The sequence below is a fragment of the Photobacterium sp. MCCC 1A19761 genome (assembly GCF_037389125.1).
In the GTDB taxonomy this organism is placed as follows: Bacteria; Pseudomonadota; Gammaproteobacteria; order Enterobacterales; family Vibrionaceae; genus Photobacterium.
This window is the reverse complement of sequence record NZ_JAZGTF010000025.1, coordinates 73456-95525: the sequence shown is the minus strand read 5'-3', so window position 1 is coordinate 95525 and position 22070 is coordinate 73456. Positions and strand designations below refer to the sequence as shown.

23 protein-coding genes and 4 pseudogenes are annotated in these 22070 nt (G+C 50.9%); 13 read left to right on the top strand and 14 right to left on the bottom strand.

All coding sequences use genetic code 11. From position 1 onward, the window contains the following. Positions 1-46: 46 nt before the first annotated feature. On the bottom strand, positions 47-679 hold the full coding sequence (locus tag VV869_RS19225) for a DUF3306 domain-containing protein (protein ID WP_337736539.1): 633 nt from the start codon (positions 677-679) through the stop codon (positions 47-49). Continuing rightward, positions 669-836 (bottom strand): annotated as a pseudogene (locus VV869_RS19220) (DUF3305 domain-containing protein); the annotation flags it as partial. The gene VV869_RS19225 and the pseudogene VV869_RS19220, both read right to left, overlap by 11 nt. On the opposite strand from VV869_RS19220, the pseudogene VV869_RS19215 reads away from it, so the two are divergent. The 4 genes and pseudogenes from VV869_RS19215 to VV869_RS19200 form a co-directional block, all read left to right on the top strand. Then, positions 826-1642: pseudogene (locus tag VV869_RS19215) on the top strand (substrate-binding domain-containing protein); the annotation flags it as partial. The pseudogenes VV869_RS19220 and VV869_RS19215 overlap by 11 nt on opposite strands. 615 nt (positions 1643-2257) lie before the next feature. Then, complete coding sequence (locus VV869_RS19210; RefSeq protein WP_337736538.1) at positions 2258-2773, top strand: DUF2505 domain-containing protein; 516 nt, start codon at positions 2258-2260, stop codon at positions 2771-2773. A gap of 39 nt (positions 2774-2812) precedes the next feature. Continuing rightward, positions 2813-3445 (top strand): TetR/AcrR family transcriptional regulator, encoded by a 633-nt coding sequence (locus VV869_RS19205; protein ID WP_337736537.1) that lies wholly within the window; start codon positions 2813-2815, stop codon positions 3443-3445. A 262-nt stretch (positions 3446-3707) separates the two neighbouring features. Beyond that, complete coding sequence (locus VV869_RS19200) at positions 3708-4667, top strand: hypothetical protein (RefSeq protein ID WP_337736536.1); 960 nt, start codon at positions 3708-3710, stop codon at positions 4665-4667. 169 nt (positions 4668-4836) lie between these two features. On the opposite strand, the gene VV869_RS19195 is transcribed toward VV869_RS19200, so the two are convergent. The 6 genes from VV869_RS19195 to VV869_RS19170 all read right to left on the bottom strand — a co-directional run bounded on the left by VV869_RS19195 (position 4837) and on the right by VV869_RS19170 (position 9024). After that, complete coding sequence (locus tag VV869_RS19195; protein WP_337736535.1) at positions 4837-5214, bottom strand: MmcQ/YjbR family DNA-binding protein; 378 nt, start codon at positions 5212-5214, stop codon at positions 4837-4839. A gap of 214 nt (positions 5215-5428) precedes the next feature. Then, a complete protein-coding gene (locus VV869_RS19190; protein ID WP_337736534.1) occupies positions 5429-6316 on the bottom strand; it encodes an alpha/beta hydrolase in 888 nt (295 codons plus the stop codon). A 341-nt stretch (positions 6317-6657) separates the two neighbouring features. Continuing rightward, positions 6658-7017, bottom strand: a complete 360-nt coding sequence (locus VV869_RS19185) for a phasin-related domain-containing protein (protein ID WP_337736533.1) — start codon at positions 7015-7017, stop codon at positions 6658-6660. Between the two features lie 126 nt (positions 7018-7143). Then, entirely contained in the window at positions 7144-7776 is a 633-nt protein-coding gene (locus VV869_RS19180) for a phasin-related domain-containing protein (protein WP_337736532.1), read from the bottom strand. Between the two features lie 216 nt (positions 7777-7992). After that, positions 7993-8271, bottom strand: a complete 279-nt coding sequence (locus VV869_RS19175; protein WP_337736531.1) for a polyhydroxyalkanoic acid system family protein — start codon at positions 8269-8271, stop codon at positions 7993-7995. Between the two features lie 234 nt (positions 8272-8505). Next, positions 8506-9024, bottom strand: coding sequence for a lecithin retinol acyltransferase family protein (locus VV869_RS19170; protein WP_337736530.1), 519 nt, complete (start codon positions 9022-9024; stop codon positions 8506-8508). Positions 9025-9363: 339 nt separating this feature from the next. Between VV869_RS19170 and VV869_RS19165 the strand changes: the two genes are divergently transcribed. After that, on the top strand, positions 9364-10539 hold the full coding sequence (locus VV869_RS19165) for a transglycosylase SLT domain-containing protein (RefSeq protein ID WP_337736529.1): 1176 nt from the start codon (positions 9364-9366) through the stop codon (positions 10537-10539). Positions 10540-11006: 467 nt separating this feature from the next. On the opposite strand, the pseudogene VV869_RS19160 reads toward VV869_RS19165, so the two are convergent. Next, positions 11007-11207 (bottom strand): annotated as a pseudogene (locus VV869_RS19160) (ATP-binding protein); the annotation flags it as partial. A gap of 60 nt (positions 11208-11267) precedes the next feature. On the opposite strand from VV869_RS19160, the pseudogene VV869_RS19155 reads away from it, so the two are divergent. The 8 genes and pseudogenes from VV869_RS19155 to dgcN all read left to right on the top strand — a co-directional run. After that, positions 11268-11360, top strand: a pseudogene (locus VV869_RS19155) (tungsten ABC transporter substrate-binding protein); the annotation flags it as partial. Next, positions 11361-11984: an ATP-binding cassette domain-containing protein gene (locus VV869_RS19150; RefSeq protein ID WP_337736528.1), complete on the top strand. Its 624-nt coding sequence runs from the start codon at positions 11361-11363 to the stop codon at positions 11982-11984. Then, the gene (mobA, locus tag VV869_RS19145) at positions 11965-12555 is read left to right on the top strand and encodes a molybdenum cofactor guanylyltransferase MobA (RefSeq protein ID WP_337736527.1); all 591 of its coding nucleotides are present in this window, start codon (positions 11965-11967) and stop codon (positions 12553-12555) included. The genes VV869_RS19150 and mobA overlap by 20 nt, the downstream gene beginning before the upstream one ends. Further along, a complete protein-coding gene (locus VV869_RS19140; RefSeq protein WP_337736525.1) occupies positions 12552-14333 on the top strand; it encodes a bifunctional molybdopterin-guanine dinucleotide biosynthesis adaptor protein MobB/molybdopterin molybdotransferase MoeA in 1782 nt (593 codons plus the stop codon). The genes mobA and VV869_RS19140 overlap by 4 nt, the downstream gene beginning before the upstream one ends. 365 nt (positions 14334-14698) lie before the next feature. Next, positions 14699-15145: an NUDIX domain-containing protein gene (locus tag VV869_RS19135; RefSeq protein WP_337736524.1), complete on the top strand. Its 447-nt coding sequence runs from the start codon at positions 14699-14701 to the stop codon at positions 15143-15145. Positions 15146-15324: 179 nt separating this feature from the next. Beyond that, positions 15325-16044: a DUF3581 domain-containing protein gene (locus tag VV869_RS19130; RefSeq protein ID WP_337736522.1), complete on the top strand. Its 720-nt coding sequence runs from the start codon at positions 15325-15327 to the stop codon at positions 16042-16044. A 159-nt stretch (positions 16045-16203) separates the two neighbouring features. Further along, the gene (locus VV869_RS19125) at positions 16204-16743 is read left to right on the top strand and encodes a hypothetical protein (protein ID WP_337736521.1); all 540 of its coding nucleotides are present in this window, start codon (positions 16204-16206) and stop codon (positions 16741-16743) included. 155 nt (positions 16744-16898) lie between these two features. Continuing rightward, the gene (dgcN, locus tag VV869_RS19120) at positions 16899-17903 is read left to right on the top strand and encodes an N-acetyltransferase DgcN (RefSeq protein ID WP_337736520.1); all 1005 of its coding nucleotides are present in this window, start codon (positions 16899-16901) and stop codon (positions 17901-17903) included. Positions 17904-17988: 85 nt separating this feature from the next. Here dgcN and VV869_RS19115 read toward each other — a convergent pair whose 3' ends face one another. The 5 genes from VV869_RS19115 to VV869_RS19095 form a co-directional block, all read right to left on the bottom strand. Beyond that, on the bottom strand, positions 17989-19545 hold the full coding sequence (locus VV869_RS19115; RefSeq protein ID WP_337736519.1) for a BCCT family transporter: 1557 nt from the start codon (positions 19543-19545) through the stop codon (positions 17989-17991). Between the two features lie 67 nt (positions 19546-19612). After that, the gene (locus tag VV869_RS19110) at positions 19613-19873 is read right to left on the bottom strand and encodes a hypothetical protein (protein WP_337736518.1); all 261 of its coding nucleotides are present in this window, start codon (positions 19871-19873) and stop codon (positions 19613-19615) included. Positions 19874-19995: 122 nt separating this feature from the next. Then, on the bottom strand, positions 19996-20313 hold the full coding sequence (locus tag VV869_RS19105) for a hypothetical protein (protein ID WP_337736517.1): 318 nt from the start codon (positions 20311-20313) through the stop codon (positions 19996-19998). A 4-nt stretch (positions 20314-20317) separates the two neighbouring features. Beyond that, positions 20318-21115, bottom strand: coding sequence for a hypothetical protein (locus VV869_RS19100; RefSeq protein WP_337736516.1), 798 nt, complete (start codon positions 21113-21115; stop codon positions 20318-20320). A gap of 295 nt (positions 21116-21410) precedes the next feature. After that, a complete protein-coding gene (locus VV869_RS19095; protein ID WP_337736515.1) occupies positions 21411-22070 on the bottom strand; it encodes a hypothetical protein in 660 nt (219 codons plus the stop codon).

Here is a 22070-nt window from a genome sequence, read left to right as displayed (position 1 = left end):
AAACACTCCCCTGGGGCAAATTGTCCCGAGACTTTTTAGGGTTACCTCAACCTTCCTCGGTTTTCGAGGCACCCGATGTCTCCAGTGCAACGATTCCTTCCTGAGATGCATCTGCATCCTGACTTTCCGTCTCATTAACTTGAGATGAAACCAATGACGCATCAGCCACACCCGCTGACGTGTCGACATTCGCTTTTTTTTCGACATCGAGCTGCCATTGCTCTGCTGCTGATGACGCAGATGTGGGTTGCTCAACCGCCTGATTGACCCATCGACGTAAAGTTTGTGTCACCTGCCGATCCAAAGACGCAACACCGGCAAAATCCTCTGTGTGATCTTCCATGTCACTGATGTAGTTATACTCGTCGAAATGAAACAGCTTCAGCAGCGCAGCCTTCTTCACGGCCTTCTCAACGCCTGCCTGCATGAAGGCAGCTACGCCGCGCTCATAACTGACAGCAGCCACTTCATTCATGGTGGGAAGCACAGGCGCCGCAGATTCGTCGCCATCGGCACCAGTTTTATCGAGGGATATATCAGCAATATTCGCTGACGAGACCTCTTGTGAGGGCTTTGACACGCCATCGGAAACCGCCTTATTCGTGCGATGTTCATCCGGTTCCGAATGTTCCGCAGCACGTTTACGTTGAGACCAACGCTGTAAAAAACTAGTTGCCACTGGAGCGCCCCTTTTGTTTCTTGCCCTGACCTTTCTTACGCTTCACCTCAATCAGCTCGCCATGACGGCCGATAAACGCTTCCATCCAGGCCTGAACAGGCAACGGGATCGCCACATGCAACACCTGATACTCACCATCCATATAGCTCCCGGCGACGAAAGTCACCGGCAAGTGGCTGTTTCCCAAATCCATACTCGATAAGTGGCTGCTTGAATCCTGCCACAATGGCGTGCTGACGGATCGCTTGCTAATCGCTGGCTCTGATGATCTGCTCCTGCAGATGATTGTCAGTCTCCTGGCCAACAAACTCGGCAGTACCACTTTAGTCGGCTATACCTCCACCGGAACACGCCTGGGATTGTCGATGCTCACCAAAGGTCATGTCGATGTCTGTGCGATCCACTGGGGACAAGCCGACGAAGCCCCGCTCCGCCACCCGGCACTGCTGCAACAATACCCTGGTCACAAAAAACTGGGTGCTGATCCATGCGTTTGAACGCCAGCAGGGCCTGGTCGTCAGTCACGACATTGCAGCATGCATCAACAACCGCTCATTGACTCTGCAGGAACTACTGTCCCCGCGATGGCGATGGGTCCTGAGACAAGAAGGTGCCGGGAGCATGCGTGCGCTGAGTGAATGGCTCCACGGTTACGCCAGCAATATTGAGATGCTGAACCAGGTTGATATCTGTCATAGCGAGCGGGAACTGGCCTCGGCGATTGCCCGTGAACAGGCGGATGTCGGCTGTGCCAGCCAGAGCACTGCGGGTGAATTCGGACTGGGCTTCATTCCGCTGTGCCGGGAAGCCTTTGAGCTGGTGATCCCGAGGAATATCTACTTTCGTGCGCTCCACCAGCAGCTAATGCAGTTGCTGTCTGACCCGGCCATTCAGGCCAAAGGCGTTCAGCTCGGCGGCTATAACTTCGAGCGCACCGGGCGGCAGGTCTGGACAGATGGCTAACGGTCCCGGCAGCACCACATTTTCGACACTGTAGTGTTTCGATAATGTGGTGTTTCGACACGGTGTCAGTCAGGTAAGGCAGAACACAGAGCGATGGCGAGCGCGTCATAGTCACCGTATTTTTCTGGGAATACCGACAGGTTTCTGGCTAAGCAAAGCCTGAACCTAGCGCAACCGCCTGTCAGGCACACCGCTCACTTTGATAGCATTTTTAATCAATCGCGAAAGACTCTGCCAGAAGGAAATCCATCAATTTAAAGATCTATCAATTTAATCCTCCACTTTTACCATCAAAGTAGCATCTCCTTCAAAACAACTTTTCTCTTTCAACCATGCGTTGCCATATCACAGCTCATCTGCTCCTCCTGCGAACACATTCTTCGCAAAAGACTGCACATGTACGTTTCATAAATCCTGCCGGGCTTTTGTGAACAATTACTCTAAATCGTCAAAATACCCAGATGGAATATTGATCCATCCCTGATTTCAAAAGGCCGGTGTTTGTTTTTTGTCCGTTCGGATGCACACTGAAAGTAAGTCATCCGACCAGATTACTGCAATCGAATCACCGGCGCGGTCTGGTCAGGCACGAAATCAAAAACGGAAGGAAACGTTATGCAAGTCACCGCCATTCATGAATACAAGGAAGATCTGGACACCCTGCTCCGCTATTTCAGTGAAGAAGCATTGATCCTTGAAAAGTATCAGCAACTGGGTGCCCGAAATATCCAGGTCCTGAAAATCGAAGAAACTGAAGACGGCTTTTTCATCGAAACACAACGAGAAGTACCGGCAAATGTCCCAGGGGTTCTCAAGCGCTTTCTCGGCAGCTTTAACACCGTGCGTCAGAAAGAGAGCTGGCATTGGCAGGAAAACGAGCAACTGTTGTGCAACATGGAAGTCGAGTTGGTTGGCGTTCCGGCGTCCGTCAGCGGCCGAATGCTGTTGAGCGAACCGGGAGAAATGCCGGGCATTGCCACACGGAATGATGTCAGTATGACCGTGACTTCAGCCGTGCCTTTGGTGGGCAGCACACTGGTCTCTTTCATCTGCGATGACATCAAGCACCAGATGCAAAGCGAGTATCAATTCTTATGCGACAAACTGCCGCAGTTAGAGACTGAGGAATAGTCTCTTCCCAACAACCGGTTTCAACACAAGGAAGTTCTTATGAAAACCCGTGACAGGATTTTAGCAGTCAGCCTTGAACTCTTTAACCGTGACGGTATCGCTCAGGTCAGCACCTTGATCATTGCCACGGAAATGGGGATCAGCCCGGGCAACCTGTATTACCATTTCCGCGGTAAGGATGAAATTATCGCCACCCTGGTCGCAGAGCTGCAAAACTCCGTGACAACCTTGAGCAACGAGTACCCGAAGCAAGTCAAAGACTTCAACGACTACTGGCCGTTCATGCATACCATTATGGCGCTGTTTACCCATTATCGGTTCTTGTTCAGAAACTTAGAGACTCTCAATAGCCAGAGCCCGCAGATCAAACGAAAAATCCGCGCCCTGATCCTCAAACTCCGCCAACTCAGCAAAGATATGCTGGCGCATTTGATCAGCCTGGGGAAACTCAAGTGCGATCAGGCCAGCTTGCCGTTGCTGGCGGATAACCTGCTGCTGGTGAGTCTCAACTGGCTGAACTATCAAACCCTGCTGGATGACAAATACAGCGAAAATGACCTGATCCGCGCCGGCGTGTTGCGGTTGATTTCGATGGTCGAGCCTTACCTGACCGAGTCAGCCCAGTCGCCTTTTTACACCCACCAGGATCTGCTGGACGAGCTGGTCAGTTAGCCCAACACGCCCGAATCGGCCCTCATCAAACCTGAAATAACGCCGCTCTCTCGTGGCGTTATTTTTTCGCCCATCGCAACAAGCTGGAAAACCACAGATAAAAACTTGATTAATGTATTATTTTTACGGCAATTCAAGATAAAAAGCATGCATCTTTTCACAATTGTGATTACAGTAAATGCTTGATTAAGATGTGTCGTACTACAACAAAACAACCTGGCATGTCTGTGGAAAATAATCATTGCCAAAGGTTAATCACCCCATGTTTAAGAAAGCGATTCTTCTGGCTGCTGTTGGTTTGTCCTTCAACAGCCATGGCACGACGTTACTCAGCGACAGCGAGGCCGAACAGGTCAAGGCGCTGCAAGCCCAGTACAACAACACGACTGAGCTGAAAGAGCTTACCAAGGTCAGCAGTACGATCTTCTCTCTCAGTACGCAAAGCAAAGATCTGAATACCGCGATTAACAGGGATAAGCAACTGTATCTGGACTATCAACAGAAACTCAGTGACGAGATGCTGTCCGGCAGTGGTGAGAAAACTGAGTTTTACTTCGGGGCCATGAAGAAAACCTCACAGGCCATTAAACAAAACCAACAACAGATCAGCAAGAATGCCGCTCAGATTAAACAACTGAACCACAAAATCGACCAACTCAACGGCGCGCTACGCGAGTCGAAGAAAGCCTACAGCGACAAGCTCAATGCCGTCAGAAGCGCGGTCGTGAATCGCCTGAAAGCCGAGTTTGCCAACCCGGTCCCGATGTCCGTGTCCGGCAAGCTCCAGTGCTCACCTTACCAGTCCATCCGCGCCTGTTTTGAGAGCAAGCAAACTACATCTAAATTGATCAACGATGCCATTGAAAATCGCTTTGGCCAAATCGACATCACCAGCTCGACGAACAATTTCAAGGTGATGGCAGCAACCATGGACTACGAGGGCAATGTCGAGTACCAGGTTGGGCTGAACCTGTTTGTTCAGTATGACGAGAAAATCGACGCTCAGATTGTGAAGGAAGTCGGGGTGGAATCCTTTGACATCCGTTTACTGAGCAACAAACATGCACAGTTCTACCTGGACGGGCAACCGGTCGGTCAAGGGAACGAGGTGATGGTGAAGGTCTCGAAAGGGAAATATGCCGTACTGGCGAAGTATGATGGCCGTCAGGAGTCGACCATTCAGGACATCGAAAATCCAGTCAGCCTCACCTACAACTTCTAGGCCGTACAACGACGCCTAAGCAAGACAACGAGTCTAAGCCAAACAAGCCTGACTCATAATGCATCGCTGGTGTGACACGCCAGCAATGCAGCTTTCAACGATAGCTCATACCCACTGAGTTGCGATTCAGACAACTGGACCCGCTAACTAATTTTCATGAATCAAATCTTCATGAATCCGCCGTCAGGTTTCCCGGAATTTCCAGGGACTCCCGATCTGCCTTTTTCAATTTGCTGACGACCAGCGCATATGACTTGCTGACCAGATCGGACAACATGGCATCATCGACATCGCTTGCCAAAGACACGGTTATCCAATGACGCTTATTCATGTAATGACCGGGGATAATCCCATCAAACTGACTCACCAACAGCTCACCGTCAGCAGGTTGGCATTTCAACGTCACCCGCGTTGTACCCTCATGCTCGCCCACCAGCGCGAACATTTTTCCCTTCACCTTGTACACCAGTGCTTCCGGGCCGAACGGATACCCCGGCTCTGCGGCCGGTAATGTATCGAGGTACGACGTCAGTTGTTGCGCTTCCATCTCAAAACTCCTGTGACAACGGTCGGCTATTAATGCATGGGTGAGCATATCGAATCTGCAAATAACCGCAACCCGAGGCCGGGTAAAGCATGACGACACAGGCTTTTCAATCAGGGCGGAAGGAGCCCTGAACATATATCTGGCCATGAGTGAGATGTACAGACAGAAATTGGCTGGCGAAAGCCTGTGCTTGTCGCTGGCAGACTTCTTCGGACTAACAGGCTTCTTTATGTTCCATTTTGGCTTGCTTGTACCGGTCGAGGACAAACTCTGCCATCAGTTTAATGGCATCCCGGGCTTCGCTGAGTTGGTAAAACAGCGGATAGACGTGCGGGACCCCTTTCACGATATTAATCGTCGCATCGCAGCCAGCATCTGCAACCTTCTCGGCCAATCGCAGGGCATCATCCATCAACAACTCTTCCGTCCCGGCGGTAATAAAGACCGGCGCCAGGCTATGAAGCTCGGCATAGTAAGGCGAGATATCCGGGTCACATGGGTTTTGCGAGCCGATATAGTTATTGCGCATCAAGAGCAAGGTACTAAGGTCGAAAAACGGATCATCCTTGCATTTCTTAAAGGCCGATTCGCCGGTGACCGCCATATCCGACACCGGGGACATCAAAATCGCCCCGGCCGGCATGGGTAAATTGGATTCCCGCACCCGGAGCATGGTCGTCATCGCCAGATTCCCGCCCGCCGAATCCCCGGCCAGAATGATCTGATGTGGCAGATAGCCTTTGTGTAACAAGGCCCGATATACCGCGAAACAGTCATCCGGGGCTGCCGGGTACGGATTCTCCGGTGCCAGACGGTAATTCACCATCAATCCCCGGGATTTGGTTGCATTCGCCAGACGGGCGAGGAATGCATTGTGGATTTTAGGACTGTGGAAGCAAAAACCACCCCCGTGAAAATACAGGATAATGTGCTTTCCATTACTGTGCGGCATATTGACCCAGTCACAGGAAACATCGGCAAAGCGGGTCGGGATCACTTCCATCCCACTGGGAGATGAAATAAAAGCACCGTAATTATCAATGCTTAAAATCAAATCACGCATTTCTTCGGTCGAATGGCAATTGGCAAGCCGCTGCCGCATGATTCGAAATAAAACCTTATTGAAAGCCCTATTTCGCCAACTATCCATAAGCACCACCTTTATTACATCTCAGTTACAAATTTAGAATGTAATATCCGTACTGGTCAATATCCGACAACTCTCGCTATCCTGACCTGACTGCTCCTGATACGGCGATTCCAACACACTCCATCAGTTTCTGCTTGTCTTACAACAGATTGACTCGCAACAGAAAAAAGGTGCGCGTGCATGGCCCACGCGCAACCTAAAAGGTAAATGATCTGCTGACTGGGTCGACCATTCACCCGACAGAGTTACCTATTGATCTGACTGGCATAAAAGTGGTAACTCTGTATCAGCGACTATTTTTCGGCCGCCAATTTCTCGACCGCAGCGGTGAGCTTATCGATCTTCTCATCCATGCGCTCCAGCTTTTCACGATCAACGCCGCTCAAGCGATAGAACAGATCGTTCATCCCCGCTTCAACCTCATCAGTCGCTTTCTCGGCATTTTTACCGATACACTCTTTCGCTTCAGTTTCCACTTGCTTACCGCGTTCAACCAGCTCCTCGAATGCCTGTGTGGTTTTTTCATTCAATTGCTGCGCTTCATCCAGGCTACGGCTGTAAAGACCCAGGCCCGCCAGCCAAATGTTGCGCGCAATCCCTTCACCGCTTTCCACGACATTTTTCGCCGCTTTCACTACTGTGTTATCGCTCATTGTCATCTCCCCCGCGCTTCAACGCTGGATAAAAAGAGTTAATGTTCTCACCGGCAACCGCTGATGCCCGGTATTCATGCTGAACGGTGATGGTGCTTTGATGCGCTCACCTTCACCTGCCGCGGGTTATGAATCCGCGGCTGATTTTTTGTCATCCGCTGTTACTGCGGTCGTCCCACCTGCCGCCGTCGAAGGCTTGGCTGTGGATGGCTTCTCAACCGATGGCTTTTCCGCCGATGCCGCCGCAGCGGCCGGTTTTTCTGCCGTTTTACCCGTGGAAGCAGCCGTGGCTTTCACCGGCTTACGGCGTGCGACGCTGGGTTTACGGGCTGGAGTAGCCGCTGGTTTCTCTTCAGCTACTTTTTCAGCCGGTTTCGCAGCAGCTTTGCCAGCGTTTGCCTCCTGGCGAGCCAGTAGCGCTTCAATATTGGCGGTCAACTGGTCAATCTTGTCATCAACCCGATCCAGACGATCGTTATCAATGCCAATCAATTTCTGAACCATGGTGTGAACCCGCTCTTCAATCGCAACCGATGTCTGAGATCTTGCGGTATGCACGCGTTCCTTGGTTTTTGACTCAACCATCCGGCCCCGTTCAATCAACTCATCAAATAAGCTTTTACCTTTATCTGACAGCTGATTCACTTCCTCGGTACTTTTCGCGTAAGCGCCCAAGCCGGCTAACCAGATGTTGTAGACCATCGCGTCCCGAATCTGCTCTTTTCTGGATTCTTCCGCAGTCTGTTTAAAGATGCCCATGAATCTGCCCTCCGTATCTCTGTGATAACTGTGTCAGCCAGTGGGTATTGCCTGACTGCTTAACTAGAGAATAAGAATTTCAATTAGAATGGTCTTACTAAAACAACGATTTATCGTGGACTGGATCAAAGATTCGTAAAACAGCGGATTGGCGAAGACAAGACGGTTTGAAAAGCAGGGCCTGAGTGGGTGGCCCCGGTCGCAGCGGTAGCGGGATTAGCTTGCAAGCAGCAGCTTGTCGAGCCGCTCAGAGATATGACTTTCAATACTGGCTGAAAAAAAACTAGCAGCGAACCCAAGCTTGAGCTCAATCGTGACCTTGCCTTCTTCCGATAACAAGAACCCTCTGGCAGACGCGTGACGGATCATCAGTCGGTTCCCCTGCCACGTCCAGTTCAGCCCGTATTCTTGCGCCAGCTCCCCGGCGATTTGCTCTGACAACGCCGTAATATCATCCATCGGCATGTCATGGTTACGTTCAATTAAAATCGTCACAGAAATCTCACTCGATTAGTGCAATTGCTCAATTACTTTTTATTAACATACCTGCACACCAGAATGAATTCTGTGGGAGAGATCCAATAGTCACAAATCCGTGCCCGTCTTAAGCTGTGGCGTTACCGTCAAGACACATGCCTGAGACGAGAGGCGTTAACCTGTGGCTCAAAGCACTGACTTTAGAATTGAAAATGTTAAGTTCGAGATGTTAAGTTCAGAGCGTGATGGAGCCTAAAAGGTCAACTTCCTGGCCCAATGCGCCAACCACATGGAACCGGCAGCCGCCATTTTGGCCCCTTTCACAGCCCGCCGGTACGGCCGCTGCTCACTCGGCGCTGTGACCGCGCCAAGCAACAAGCCAATTCCGGCCATTCTCAGCACCGGCAGCCGCGCATTCAATGCAATGTAGCCCCCGGCAAACGCCAACAGACATTGCTGAAACTGGGTACATTCAACAGAGAGCCCGTGGGCTTCGCGTACGAACTGCTCGCAGTTTTGACTGAACAAATTATAAGAGCGCCCGATCTGCGCCGCAGCGTACTCATAAGCCAGTGCCGGTTGCGCGCTGGTAATGTCGCTGACCACGATTGCGCGCCCTTCGGCAAATTCCATCAGGGAGTCATATTGGACCTGGCGCCTTTTCTTTGAGTTATGGATCACTCCGTCGGCACCGTCCGAAATTCCGTAATGCCAGTAAGTACTGCAACGCACCTTCAGGACCGTACCGACTGAATATTGCTCATCTGCCATTTGACTTCCCCCGGGTAACCTCGTTGGATTGCCGCTCGCTTTAGCAACTCACATCACGGCAACCAACAACACGAGCACGAACTCGACTGTAATCAACATTACTCAGTGTAATACAGCACTTCCCCGGACTTAAGATTGCTCCCCCGAATCAAAGACATCAAAGTGTCTCAATTGTAAGACTCTCTGTGCATAATCGTCTGGCTCCCTGAGCACATTTGGGTACTATCACTATTTTGCTGCTATAAATATAAGAACTTATCAAAATTTTGTGGCTAAAAATCACACTCTGTTCAGTTGAACAACACTCGATCGCGGGCTCCTTCAGTGGAAGAAATGCTTATGACGTACAGAGCAGTAATTTTAATCACCCTCTTTCTGACGGGTTGCCAGGGATTGCAATTCGTAGAGCAGACACCCGGAGCCGATCCGCTTCAACATGAAGATGAGTTACTTGAATCACTGGGGCACCACTGTGTGATCCGGATGCCCGAACCATCGGCAGAGGCGCCCTTACCGGCGAATGCCAGCGTGCAGGCTCCCGAGCCGCAGCCTCAGGATTTATGGGAAGTTCTCAGCCGGTCTTTTCATTTACCGGTACCGAACGATCAGCGCGTCCTGTACTACAAAGACTGGTATCTGAAAAACCCGCACCACCTCGATACCGTGACCAAACGCGCTGAACCTTTTTTGTTCTATATCTATGAACAGGTCCACAAGCGCGATATGCCGCTTGAGCTCGTACTGCTGCCGTTTGTTGAAAGTGCTTTCAACCCCAAAGCCTATTCCCACCGTGGGGCCGCCGGGTTATGGCAGATCACCCGGCCGACCGGAAAAACATTCGGATTGGAGTATTTGCAAGGGTATGACGGACGTCGTGACATTGTCACATCAACCACGGCGGCATTGGATTTACTTGAATACCTGCATGATAAGTTTAACGGGAACTGGCTCCATGCCATTGCTGCCTATAATACCGGTGAGGGCCGTGTCCGGCGGGCGATTAAGAACAATCACGCCAAGCAGTTATCCACCGATTTCTGGTCGCTCAAACTGCCGCAAGAAACCCGGCTCTACGTTCCCAAGCTGCTGGCCATGGCCGATCTGGTCAAACAGCGCCACCAGCATGATCTACCGTTGCTGGAAATCAAGCCTCAGCCGATGCTGACGGAAGTGGTGGTCCGCAACCAGGTGAAACTAGAACTCATCGCCCGGCACGCCGGGCTCGACAGCCAAACCGTGTATGCCCTGAACCCGGGATATCTCAGCGGCCACACCCATGCCAACCGGGACAACAAAATCCTGCTGCCGCATGACACTCGCCAAACGTTTTACAACAACAGACTCGGCGATGAGTACGTGAAGCAAAAATTTATCATTCACGATATTCAACCGGGTGACTCCCTGAGTGAACTTGCCGAAAGCAATAACACCACGGTCGCCCGGATCATGAGTGCCAACGATCTGACCGGATCAACGATTTTCGCCGGACAACAGCTCCTTATTCCACATTATTAGCACTGAAGGCTGGCTCGCCCCGACCCGATTGAATGGCTTAAATTGGCGTATACCAGATTGAAAGATAACAATTTTTTCACAATTCCCATTGAAGCCGTCTATAGTTAATTTGACCGGAGAGGTTTTTTCACAATCGATACAACAACCAACACAACAAGGAGCTGCTATGAATCATATTGAAATGATTGTACCGACCGATATGGGGATCATCCGCCGGACCGTGTTCACGGCTGCCGCAATTCTGGCTGTCGGGCTGATCTTTCTGTAACACAATTTCGGATGACAAAAAGATGATAATTTTATGGCGATGCTAAAATCGGTATTCAGTTGGTTTACCCAATCATAAAGGCATGAATAACTCATGCCTTTATTTTTTGTCCTCTTATTTACAAGGACAACTTTGAAACGACAGTTTTAAAAAACAGCTTTGAAACGACTGCTTTAAAACACGACTGCAAAACACGGCCTCAAATCCCATGCTCATCTAAAATCGCCAACTGCATGGTCAGCGCAGATTTCTCCGGCAAATACACCGAGAAAGTCGAGCCTTCCCCCAGGGTAGACGTCACCCGAATGTCACCACCGATTTGACTGATGATCCCCTGGCTGACCGACAAGCCCAGACCGGTTCCGCTTCGCTTGGTGGTAAAAAACGGGTTGAAAATTCGAGGGCGCACTGGCACCACAGTTTAACGGGACAAACGGCCCGTTTCGTTGGCTGAGCTGGTGACTGGCTGGTAAACCCGAAAGCCCAAGCCTTGATCAACAGTTACCAACGCCATGGTGAGCAACTATTTGTAGCCAACGCCTCTACCCTGTAAATGGATATCTGGCTCACCACCCAACAAGCCGTTCAGCTGATGCTGAGCGGCGATCCGGCACTCTGGGGAATAGTCGGTGTTTCCTTCTCCGTCTCCCTGATGGCGCCCGGCCTGAAATTCATCCTCTCTATCGCCCGTGGCAAAACCACTCGACTCAAAGTGCTGGCCGGTCTCCAGCAGCCCACGACAGGCGCCGTGAACCTGCAACAATCGCCCTGGCTGACCCGGCTCTTTCGCGGTCAGGCACAAGGCAGCGTCATTTATATGCATCAAACGCCTTATATGTTTGACGGCACGGTCCTGACAAATGTCTGCTACGGTCTGAAATTCGCCATTCGGAGCCCGCAATTGCGCAGAGCAGAAGCCATTAATGCCCTACGTATGGTAGGGTTAGAAACCTTGGCGGATGAACATGTTTCGGTCTTGTCAGGCGGCGAACGGCAGCGGGTTGCGATGGCCCGGGATCTGCTTGCACGCGGGAGCAGCCTGGTGATCACCAGCCACCAACACAATGCCCTGACAGCACTGTGTTGCCGTCAATCGACCATTTCAGATACACAATTAAAAGAGCGGGCAGATTTACAGCTCGTCAAAGAGGAAAACCATGAGCAAGCCTACGCCTGAAAATATGCACTGGGTCATCCTGGCCGGTGGCCAGGCCAGCCGCATGGGCGGCAACGACAAAGGGCTGGTTTCGCTGGCCGGACGGGCCATGATTGAGCATGTCCTGGAGAGGCTCGCGGCGCAAACCAGCGCGATCAGCATCAATGCCAACCGGAACCAGGATCGCTACCGAAGCTACGGCCCGGTATTTGGCGATCATATTCAGAACTACCCAGGGCCGCTGGGCGGCATGCATGCGGCCTTGCATCATTTGCAGGCGGAATGGATTGGCTTTGTGCCCTGTGACTGCCCCAACCTGCCGGGTGATCTGGTCGCACGGATGGCATCCGCCTGCCAGGAAGAGACAGATATCGCCGTCGCCCATGACGGGGAGCATATTCAGCCTGTCGTGACACTCATCAATCGACAGATCTTACCGAAACTGGAGCAGTTTCTGGAAAATGGCGATCGCAAAATCATTTTGCTCTACCGACAGTGCAAGATGATCACCGTTGATTTCAGTGATCAACCCCATGCCTTTGTAAACCTGAATACCCCACAAGAACTCGAAAAATTTGGACAGGAATCATGAGTCAGATGAATGCAACCCTGCCGTTGCTGGGCTTCGCGGCCTGGAGCGGTACCGGCAAAACTACCTTGCTGGAAGCCATGCTGCCCGAACTGGTCGCTCGCGGCATTCGCGTAGCCGTGGTCAAACATGCCCATCACAACTTTGATATTGATAAAGAAGGCAAAGACAGTTACCGGCTGCGCAAGGCCGGTGCAGGTCAAATACTGATCTCCTCCCGTTACCGCCGGGCCCTGATCACGGAGACACCGGATGCGGAAGCCAGCCTGCCTGAACTCATTGCGCAGTTGGACCAAACCCAATTAGATTTGATTCTGGTAGAAGGATTCAAACAGCTCAACTTCCCGAAAATTGAGCTCCACCGCCAGGAAGTCGGCAAACCCTGGTTGCACCCGGACGATCCAAACATTATCGCCGTGGCCGCCAATGTTGCGGCCGACACTGAACTGCCGCAACTCGACATCAATAATCTGACCCAAATCACCGATTTTGTCGTGAACTTTGCCAGGCAGCCGCAAGCATCCGGCCTGAGCTGCAGCGACTTCGGAACCATGCCGTCCGTGGATGGAGCCATGCTGTCCGTAGATGAAAGCCGCACCCGGATCCTGGATCAGATTGTCCCGGTCGATGCGACCCAAACCGTCTCGCTTAAGCAGGCGCTGGGACAAATTGTCGCAACGGATATCCTGTCTCCGGTCAATGTACCGCAGCAAACCAACTCGGCCATGGATGGCTATGCCATTCGCGGCGATGATCTGGACCGCGAGCACTACCGGGTTGTCGCACAAGTCATGGCCGGCCATCATTACGATCAACCGCTCCAGGCTGGCGAGGCCGTGCGAATCATGACCGGCGCCCCGGTTCCTGAACATGCGGATACGGTGATCATGCGTGAGCAAGCCGCCCAGGAAGGTGACATGGTCACGTTTGATCTCAGTCAGAGCCGGGTCAAACGCGGACAAAATGTGCGTCAGGCCGGGGAAGATTTGGCCCTTGGTCAGACCGCCGTGGCCGCCGGCACCAAAGTCACCGCCCCTGAACTTGGCATGATCGCCTCACTTGGGATCGATACCGTCGCCATCAACCGGCCGGTGACCGTGGCGATTTTCTCTACCGGCGACGAAGTCCAGCATCCGGGAGAAGCACAAAAAGCCAACTGTATCTACGATTCCAACCGCTACACCCTGCACGCCATGCTTACCAACCTCGGCTGTGAGGTGCGCGATCTCGGGATTATTGAAGACAATCAGGCTGCGCTGGAGGCCACTTTAATGCAAGCCAGCCAGCAGGCGGATGTGATTCTGTCTTCCGGCGGGGTGTCAGTCGGTGATGCCGACTACATCAAAACAGCATTGGCAAAACTTGGGGAAGTGAACTTCTGGCGGATCAACATGCGTCCGGGTCGGCCAATGGCCTTTGGCCAGATTCAGCAGATCCCTTTCTTCGGCCTGCCGGGGAATCCGGTCGCGGTGATGGTCGCCTTTCTGCAATTTGTCGAGCCGGCGATCCGCAAGCTTCAGGGCCACACATGGCAACCAACCGTACTTTCAGCACGGGCAGCCGAACCTTTCCGTTCCCGGCCGGGACGGACCGAATTCAGCCGGGGCATTTACCAACTTGATGCCAACGGCCGACTCACGGTGAAATCAACCGGCCAACAGGGTTCCGGGATCTTGCGCTCAATGAGTGAAGCCAATTGCCTGGTTGAGATCACACCGGAACAACCGGGTGCGGAGATTGGTGAGATGGTAAAGATTATTCCGCTGATAGGACGGCTATAGTTTCTAAATCGGGAATAGCTTCTAAATCAGGAATAGTTTCTAACGCGGGAGATGTTGATTTTAGTAGCACTCAGCAAACGGCAGCGAACCGCCGTTTACTGAGTGCTTTTATTTGCAGCTTCCGTGCTACTTATTTTCCTGAGCTTCTACACGTCTAGAAGATGATTGTCGTACGTATTCGGTACTTTTTTATCGCTCAGATAAAGTAACCCAGCCAGAATTCATTTTTTATTTGCTAATAAAATGTACATTAGCTTTGTTATGTGGAAGAAAGCTTACATAATTATGCGGCTCGTTGCACCTATAAATCTCAGAATTTTACTTTGATGAGCGCTTCATTGATCACACAGGGGGAATTGTAGCCAATGACACCTCGCATTTCAGTCCGTGCAGTTTTTTATAAACAGGGTCACATTTTACTCTGCAAACACCGAGATCACGACGGTATCTGGTACATCACCCCCGGTGGTGGCGTCGAACATGGCGAGACACTGGCAGACACATTCCACCGGGAATTGCGCGAAGAGCTGGGCGCCGAAGCGCAAATGGGAGACGTGCTTTGCATCCGGGATTTCATCGCCGAACGCAGTCCGATCCCCTTCCCGAGCCCGGATTTTCATCAGATAGAAATCTTTGTCGAAGCCCATTCGTTGACATTCACCAGCCCTGCAAGTCAGATCGATCCCAATCAAATTGGCTATGAATGGCTGCCGCTGGCTCAGTTGACGACCGTACGCTTCTACCCGCAAGAGCTGGCCCGTCACTTTCAAACCAAAGACTTTCCTCATATTTATCAAGGTCATAAACTGTAAGGCAAGGTAAACGACTCTTATGACGCGCAGAACGCGTGTCGATAAAACCATAATCGTGGTAAGCTTTTTTTCGTTCGAGAGTCAAGCAATAAACACCTGCCACTGGCTAGACCTCTCTGATGAAGTTCTCATGTAAACTACGTGGCAGTTTGATTAACTAAGGTATTCATAAGTTAGGCATGTTGTTAGATTCGTATTACTCTGAGCAGAACAGTGAAGTGTCTTTCACCCGTGAGCAAGCCAGCCATTTCGCCAAGAAAATCGCTGGAGATTTCAACCCGATTCACGATGAAGACAATAAGCGATTCTGTGTGCCGGGCGACCTGCTTTTCTCTGTCATTCTCTCCAAGGTCGGTCTGAGCCAGTCCATGCGCTTCGAGTTTGCAGGCATGATCACCGACGGGATCCCTTTACGGATCGATCAAAAGTCCGACACCGACTTCTCCATGGTGGACGGCGGCGGTAAAGAGTATCTGCACGTCACCCGTAGCGGCGACACCACCACCAATCAAACTTTGATTGAGCAAGTGACCAAAAACTACGTGCAGTTTTCCGGAATGAACTTCCCGCATATCATGGTTCCACTGATGGAATCCAAGCAAATCATGATCAACCCGGCTCGCCCGCTGGTGATCTATGAAAGCATGGAACTGGATTTCGAACGTCTGGATATCAGTGCACCCACCGTTGAGCTGACCGGCTCCGACATCGATGTCGACGGCAAACGCGGCAGCGTGACCCTGAAGTTCTGCTTCAAGGAAAACGGGGAAATCGTCGGTACCGGCCGTAAGCGGATGCTGATGAGCGGCCTCAAGCCTTACTGCCAAATCGACATCGACGATCTGGTCACCCGGTTCAATCAGCGCAAGGATGATTTCAGCGCCCTGCTGGCGGCCTGATCTGAACGGTCCCGATTCTGTTGCAAACGCCGACTTTAGAGTCGGCGTTTTCTTTTCCTGTACTCCCTGCACTTTCCCGACAGCCTATACTAAAGGGTGCCATTTTTGGCCCCGGTCTGTTAAAGCAGACTGATCATACCAACCGTGGAGAGTACCATCATGGTTAATCGTTCAATTTCGAGGCTGTCACTCTCTTTACTGATCAGTGCGCTCAGCCTACCCGCTGCATTCGCCGACGAAGCCCTAGATGCACGCGTTGCCCGGGCGAAGTCAGCGGCGCCATCAGCGGTCAGTGATCACGCGACTGTCGTGGTCGACGGCAAAGTTGTTGTTGAAGGGAATAACGGCTGGACTTGCATGCCGGATACCTTCCCAGGCGATAACATGCCCATGTGTAATGATGCGGTATGGATGGAAATGCTGGGTGCGATGATGAATAAACAAGACTTTGACACCAAAAGCATCGGGTTTTCTTACATGCTGCAAGGTGACAAAGGCGCCGGTGTCAGCAATTCAGATCCCTTCCACCCGGATCCTAAAAACGCCGACGACTATGTCGAAACCGGCCCACACATGATGATGATTGTCCCGCGCGCGATGCTCAGCGGGTTCACCGACGATCCCAGTACCGGCGGGCCATACGTGATGTGGAAAGACACACCGTACGCCCACATTATGCTGCCGGTTGATGCAAAATAACTCATGAAACCCGCCCTGTGGCGGGTTTATTACATTCTTACACCTCACAGTTTTCTGATATTTATCGCCAATAAGCTCATCAGAAACCAAACATCATGATATGTTATCAGGTGTTATACCAGAGATATCCCCGGCCCTCAGGACAAGGAAAGACCATGAGAATCCCACAACCTTACCTCCTTTTTCTCGGCGATGTGACCGAACCACTGGCAGCAAAAACGGCCAAAGGGATCCTGCATTGGCGGCCGCAGCAGTGCCTCGGCCAATTTCGGCTGACCCAAGAAACCGTCTCGCTCGGTTTGACCGATCTGTCCCTGGAAGAAGCCAAAGCCCTGGGCGCAGAAACCCTGGTGATCGGCACAGCCAATGCCGGCGGTTTTATTCCGCAAACCTGGCTGGCCACCTTGCAAGAAGCTCTGGAGCTGGGTTATCACATTGCCTCCGGGATGCACCAACGGCTCAGCAGCTTTCCGGCTATTAACCATGCTGCCAATATTCACCAATGCCGTCTCTATGATGTCCGTCATGTTGACCAGCCGATGACCATCGGCACCGGGATCCCCCGGCAAGGAAAGCGCCTGCTGACCGTGGGCACCGATAGCTCGGTCGGAAAAATGTACACCTCGCTGGCGCTCGAAGCGGAGATGAATCGCCAGGGACTGAAAACCCACTTTTGCGCAACCGGTCAGACCGGGATTTTGATTTCCGGCAAAGGGATCTCGGTCGATGCGGTAGTGGCCGATTTTATCTCCGGGGCGGCGGAAGCCATCAGTCCTGAGTTCACTGATCACGACTGGGATGTGATTGAAGGGCAAGGTTCCCTGTTAAACCCTGCTTTTGCCGGTGTCAGCCTGGGCCTGCTCCACGGCTCTCAACCTGACGCGATGGTGCTGTGCCATGAGATCGGCCGACAACATGTCCGCCATTTACCGCACATGCAAATTCCTTCGATACAAGCGACGCTGGAAGCAAACCTGTCCGCAGCCCGGCTCACCAGCCCACACGCCCGCTTTGTCGGTATCAGCTTAAATACAAGTGCCCTTGACGAAGGCGACGCGCTGGCTCTCTGCCGACAATGGGAGCAAGAGTATCAGTTGCCCGTGACCGACCCAATCCGATTTGGCGTGGCATCAATCGTCGAAAAGCTTCATTCCCTTTAAACCATCCCCTTCACAGCGCTCGAACATAACAAAACACTCCCGAAGGAGTGTTTTCTAAGCGTATAAGAGAAGTTTTTCCGTGCTATTACGATGCTGAAGCGCATTGCAGCTGGCCCGGATGAGCCTGGCGTGTTTTGTCCGCCTGCATCCGCATCACGGCCATCGGTCCGGTGATTAGCGTCGCCGCAATCAGCAACGACACCGGAACCGCCGTAATCACAATAAAGGATTGCAGCGCATTCAGTCCCCCGTCACCAGCCACCAGCAACACACCGGCCACGCAACCCATCACCACAGCCCAGAACAGGCGCTGAGTCGGTTTCGGCTCGTTATCGCCACTAACGACCATCGCAATCGAATAAGCCATGGAATCACCGGTCGTGACCACAAACGTCGTCGTCAGGATCAAAAATGCCGCGACCAGCACGTCGCTGAATGGCAACTGGGTTAGCGTCGCCAGCAGAACCGCTGGTAATCCGGCATCATTCAATGGTTGTGAAATACTACCCGGGATTTCCAGCTCAAAATAGATCCCAGTTCCACCCAGCACGGTAAACCAGAAATTAGTGACAACAGGTGCGCCAATAGCCACCATCAGGATCAGCTCCCGTACTGAGCGACCTTCAGAAATCCGTGCAATAAAGATAGCCATCATCGGCGCGAAACCGATAAACCATCCCCAGAAGAACCAGGTCCACCAGGCATTCCACTGCGGTGCATCGGCGTTCAGGCTCATTTGTGGCAAATGTTGCAAGTAGGTCGCAAAAGCCGTGCCGAATTGTGTGAACAAAAATTGCGTCGGGCCCAGTACCAACATCGCCAGCAACAAGGCAAATGCACCGATGACATTCAACCGACTCAGCCATTGCAGCCCTTTGTCCATGCCGGTAAATGCCGAAATCGAGTAGATGGCTACCACAACTGCCAGAATCGCTAGCTGACTGTATGACGAGTTGCCGATTCCCAGAACCACTTCAAAGCTGTAGCCCAGCTGAGATGCGAGAAAACCAATCGGACCGATGGTTCCGGCAGCGACCGCAATAATCGAGCAGGCATCAATCACCGAACCCAGCCAGTGCGACTCCAGCCTATCACCGACCAGCGGGTACAGCAACGCACGTGGACGCAGTTTCACCCCACCCTGATGGTGGGCATGCATGAGTACGATGGTAGCCAGCGTTCCCAAAATCGCCCAGGCCAGGAAGCCCCAGTGTAAAAAACTCTGACTCAGCGCCGGAGCCGCAGATTCTGCAAGTCCCCCCGCGGTATCCGGAAAACTTGGCGGCACCGTCATGAAGTGGTAAATCGGCTCTGCAGCCGACCAGAACACACCACCGCCTGCCAGCAAGGTGCACATGATCATCGCCATCCAGCGAAACGTGCCGATTGTCGGTTTTTCCTGCCGGCCTAAGCGCAGTTTGCCTTTGTTACTGAGGGCGATCAGGATAGCCACCACAAAATTCAGAGCCATCAGCCATTGCCAGAAGGAGCCAAAGGTTGCAGTTGCATCAGAAAACATCGACTGAATCACCTGAGAAACAAGCGATAAGTCAATAAGCGCGGAAAGGAGGAACAAACTGATGAAACCAATCGTTAGAGATGGAACCAATTTATCACTCACTTTTTCTGTCGAGGTAAACATAAGATTCTCACTTTTGCTGTGAGGGGCGGCACATTATCAGCTCATACCGTAAATAACCAGAGAAAAATCACTTTTCTGTACTCAGTAAAGGGAGATTTACGGTTGGAGGATCTGAAATCAGGTCAAAATCAGTGCTTATTTCATCGTCAATAACCGATACCATCGACTCACCGCCGCCCACCGCATCGTTAGTACTCAAACAAATCACCTTCCTGCGCATCAATCTCTTGGCTGAACATTCACGCGAGCCATCGAGGCTTCGCCTCATTGCCTGGCACACCCTTGTGACGCTGCCATTCATCCGCTGCCATTCCAATGCAGCAATCATACAAACACTGCGATTCAGACGCTCTTGACTCCCGAAACACAACAATAAGTACAACGAGACCAATGACTACGGGTGAGAACGATTCGGGAATGACACGATACGCGAGGCAAAAAAAACGCTTCTTACGAAGCGTTCAACGGTTCAATTTGGCAATCCCTGTCGATACGTATCTGCTGATCCGGACCAGTCTCCAGCGTCACGGGAAACTGCGACCGGCTCAGGGTCAGTATCGACCGACTCTGGCCACCACTCCCGGTCACCATGACATTGTTGCGGCTCGAAATCACCTTCACCTGCACATAATCCTGACTGGTGTTGGTGACCACAAGCCGCACGTCATCATGAGCGGGCTCACATCGTACGGCCAGCGGGGTAAACGTCGCTGCACTTGCCGGGAGCGCAGCGACAATAAATAGTAGGAGGAGAATCGAGCGTTTCATTTGCTTAGTTCTGGTTGACGTAAACAGTGTTGTATGACGACCCATGAGAGATATTGACATTTGAATAGTCATAATCTGTTTGCGAAACATAGACGCTGTTGTGGCTACTCGACCCACCGTAGTAGACGCCGTCGTCAATTTTCACTGTCGAATGACTGTAGTCCCCATTCTGCATCACGCTAACATAGTTATGATCGGCAGAGCCGCCCAGAATATCCACATCCGACGTATTGTAGTCACCATACTGGTTCACTTTTACAGTATTGTAATCCCCGGAATAAATATCAACATTCGATTTATTCCAGTTACCGGTTTGACTGACATCAACAAGATTATAATTCGCGTAGGCAACGACATTCGCCTGCGATATATTGTAGTTTCCTTTTTGCTTCAGTATGACGGTATTATAATCAGAAGCAGATACGTAAACATTGGCATTGTTATTTGTCGCTTCCTGATAGACTCGCACAAAGTTTTGATCAGAGTCATAACCCACATTCACATGAGCTGCGTTATACATGCTATGTTGGGTCACGTAAACCTTGTTATCATTCGACTTATAATTGATGTTTACATCTGAATAATTACCCTTCCCATATTGACTAATCGTTGCACTATTATAGTCAGAATCATAATCAATTTTTACTTTTGAATCATTCCCATAGTCATGGGATGCCTGGTAGACAGAAACCTTATTATAGTCACTGCCATTATGAATCATGACATCAGATTTGTTATCGATTGTAGCTGATGCAGAAGCCGAGGCTAACGCCATTGAGATGAATAGAGCTGATTTCTTCATAACCTTTTCCTTAGATTAATCGCCATAAACAATTTATTTGTGAAAATGATCTTGAACACTCAAGCAGACGACTTACCAAAGAGGCATGTCATAAAATAAAGTACATTTTCACAGGTATCATCATTTTCTCCTGTGTCCTTGCAATACGATAACTGTCGAACCAAAGAACCAAAGAACCAAAACACCCTATCATTACAAAATCTCACTTCCATACGTCGACAGTTCTGGAGCATGAGCAGACGATCAAAGCTGTGCCTGTCTCAGGCACAGCTTGTATTTCCAGTACCGGTGTTCATTAGTACTGTGTTACGTACACGTTGTTGTATGAAGAATTTGAAATATCGACATACGAATGATCGTAATCATTTTGTGTGACATGGACAGTGTTATACATCGCTGGGCTGTAGTTGCTGGAAATATTCACTTTCGACTTTGAACCGTTACCATACTGATCGACGTCGACATAGTTATAGTCACTATAATCACCGGAAATATTAACGTGTGATTGGTTATGCTCACCTCGTTGACCGACCATCACAGTGTTCCAGTCCCCTCGACGTATCTTAATGTCAGAATGATTCATTTTTCCAGTTTGATAAACACCGACATGGTTATAATCAGCATCGTGACTAATAGCAACTTTTGAATGATTTCGTAAACCTGTTTGACCAACATAAACTGAATTATAGTCTGAGTTATGTTTAATATCCGTATCTGAGTGATTCTGGGAACCATACTGATTCACTGTAACGGTGTTATAGTCTGAGTTATGTTTAATATCAACTTTCGAATGATTCCCTTTATAGTACGAAGACTGATAAATAGATACGTTATTATAGTCACTTCCTTTTTTAATTTTAACATCAGATTTGTTATCCAACGGGCCACCGCCACCAGTTGCAGCAGCAGTTGCAGATACCAAAGCCATTGAGATAAATAGAGCTAACTTCTTCAT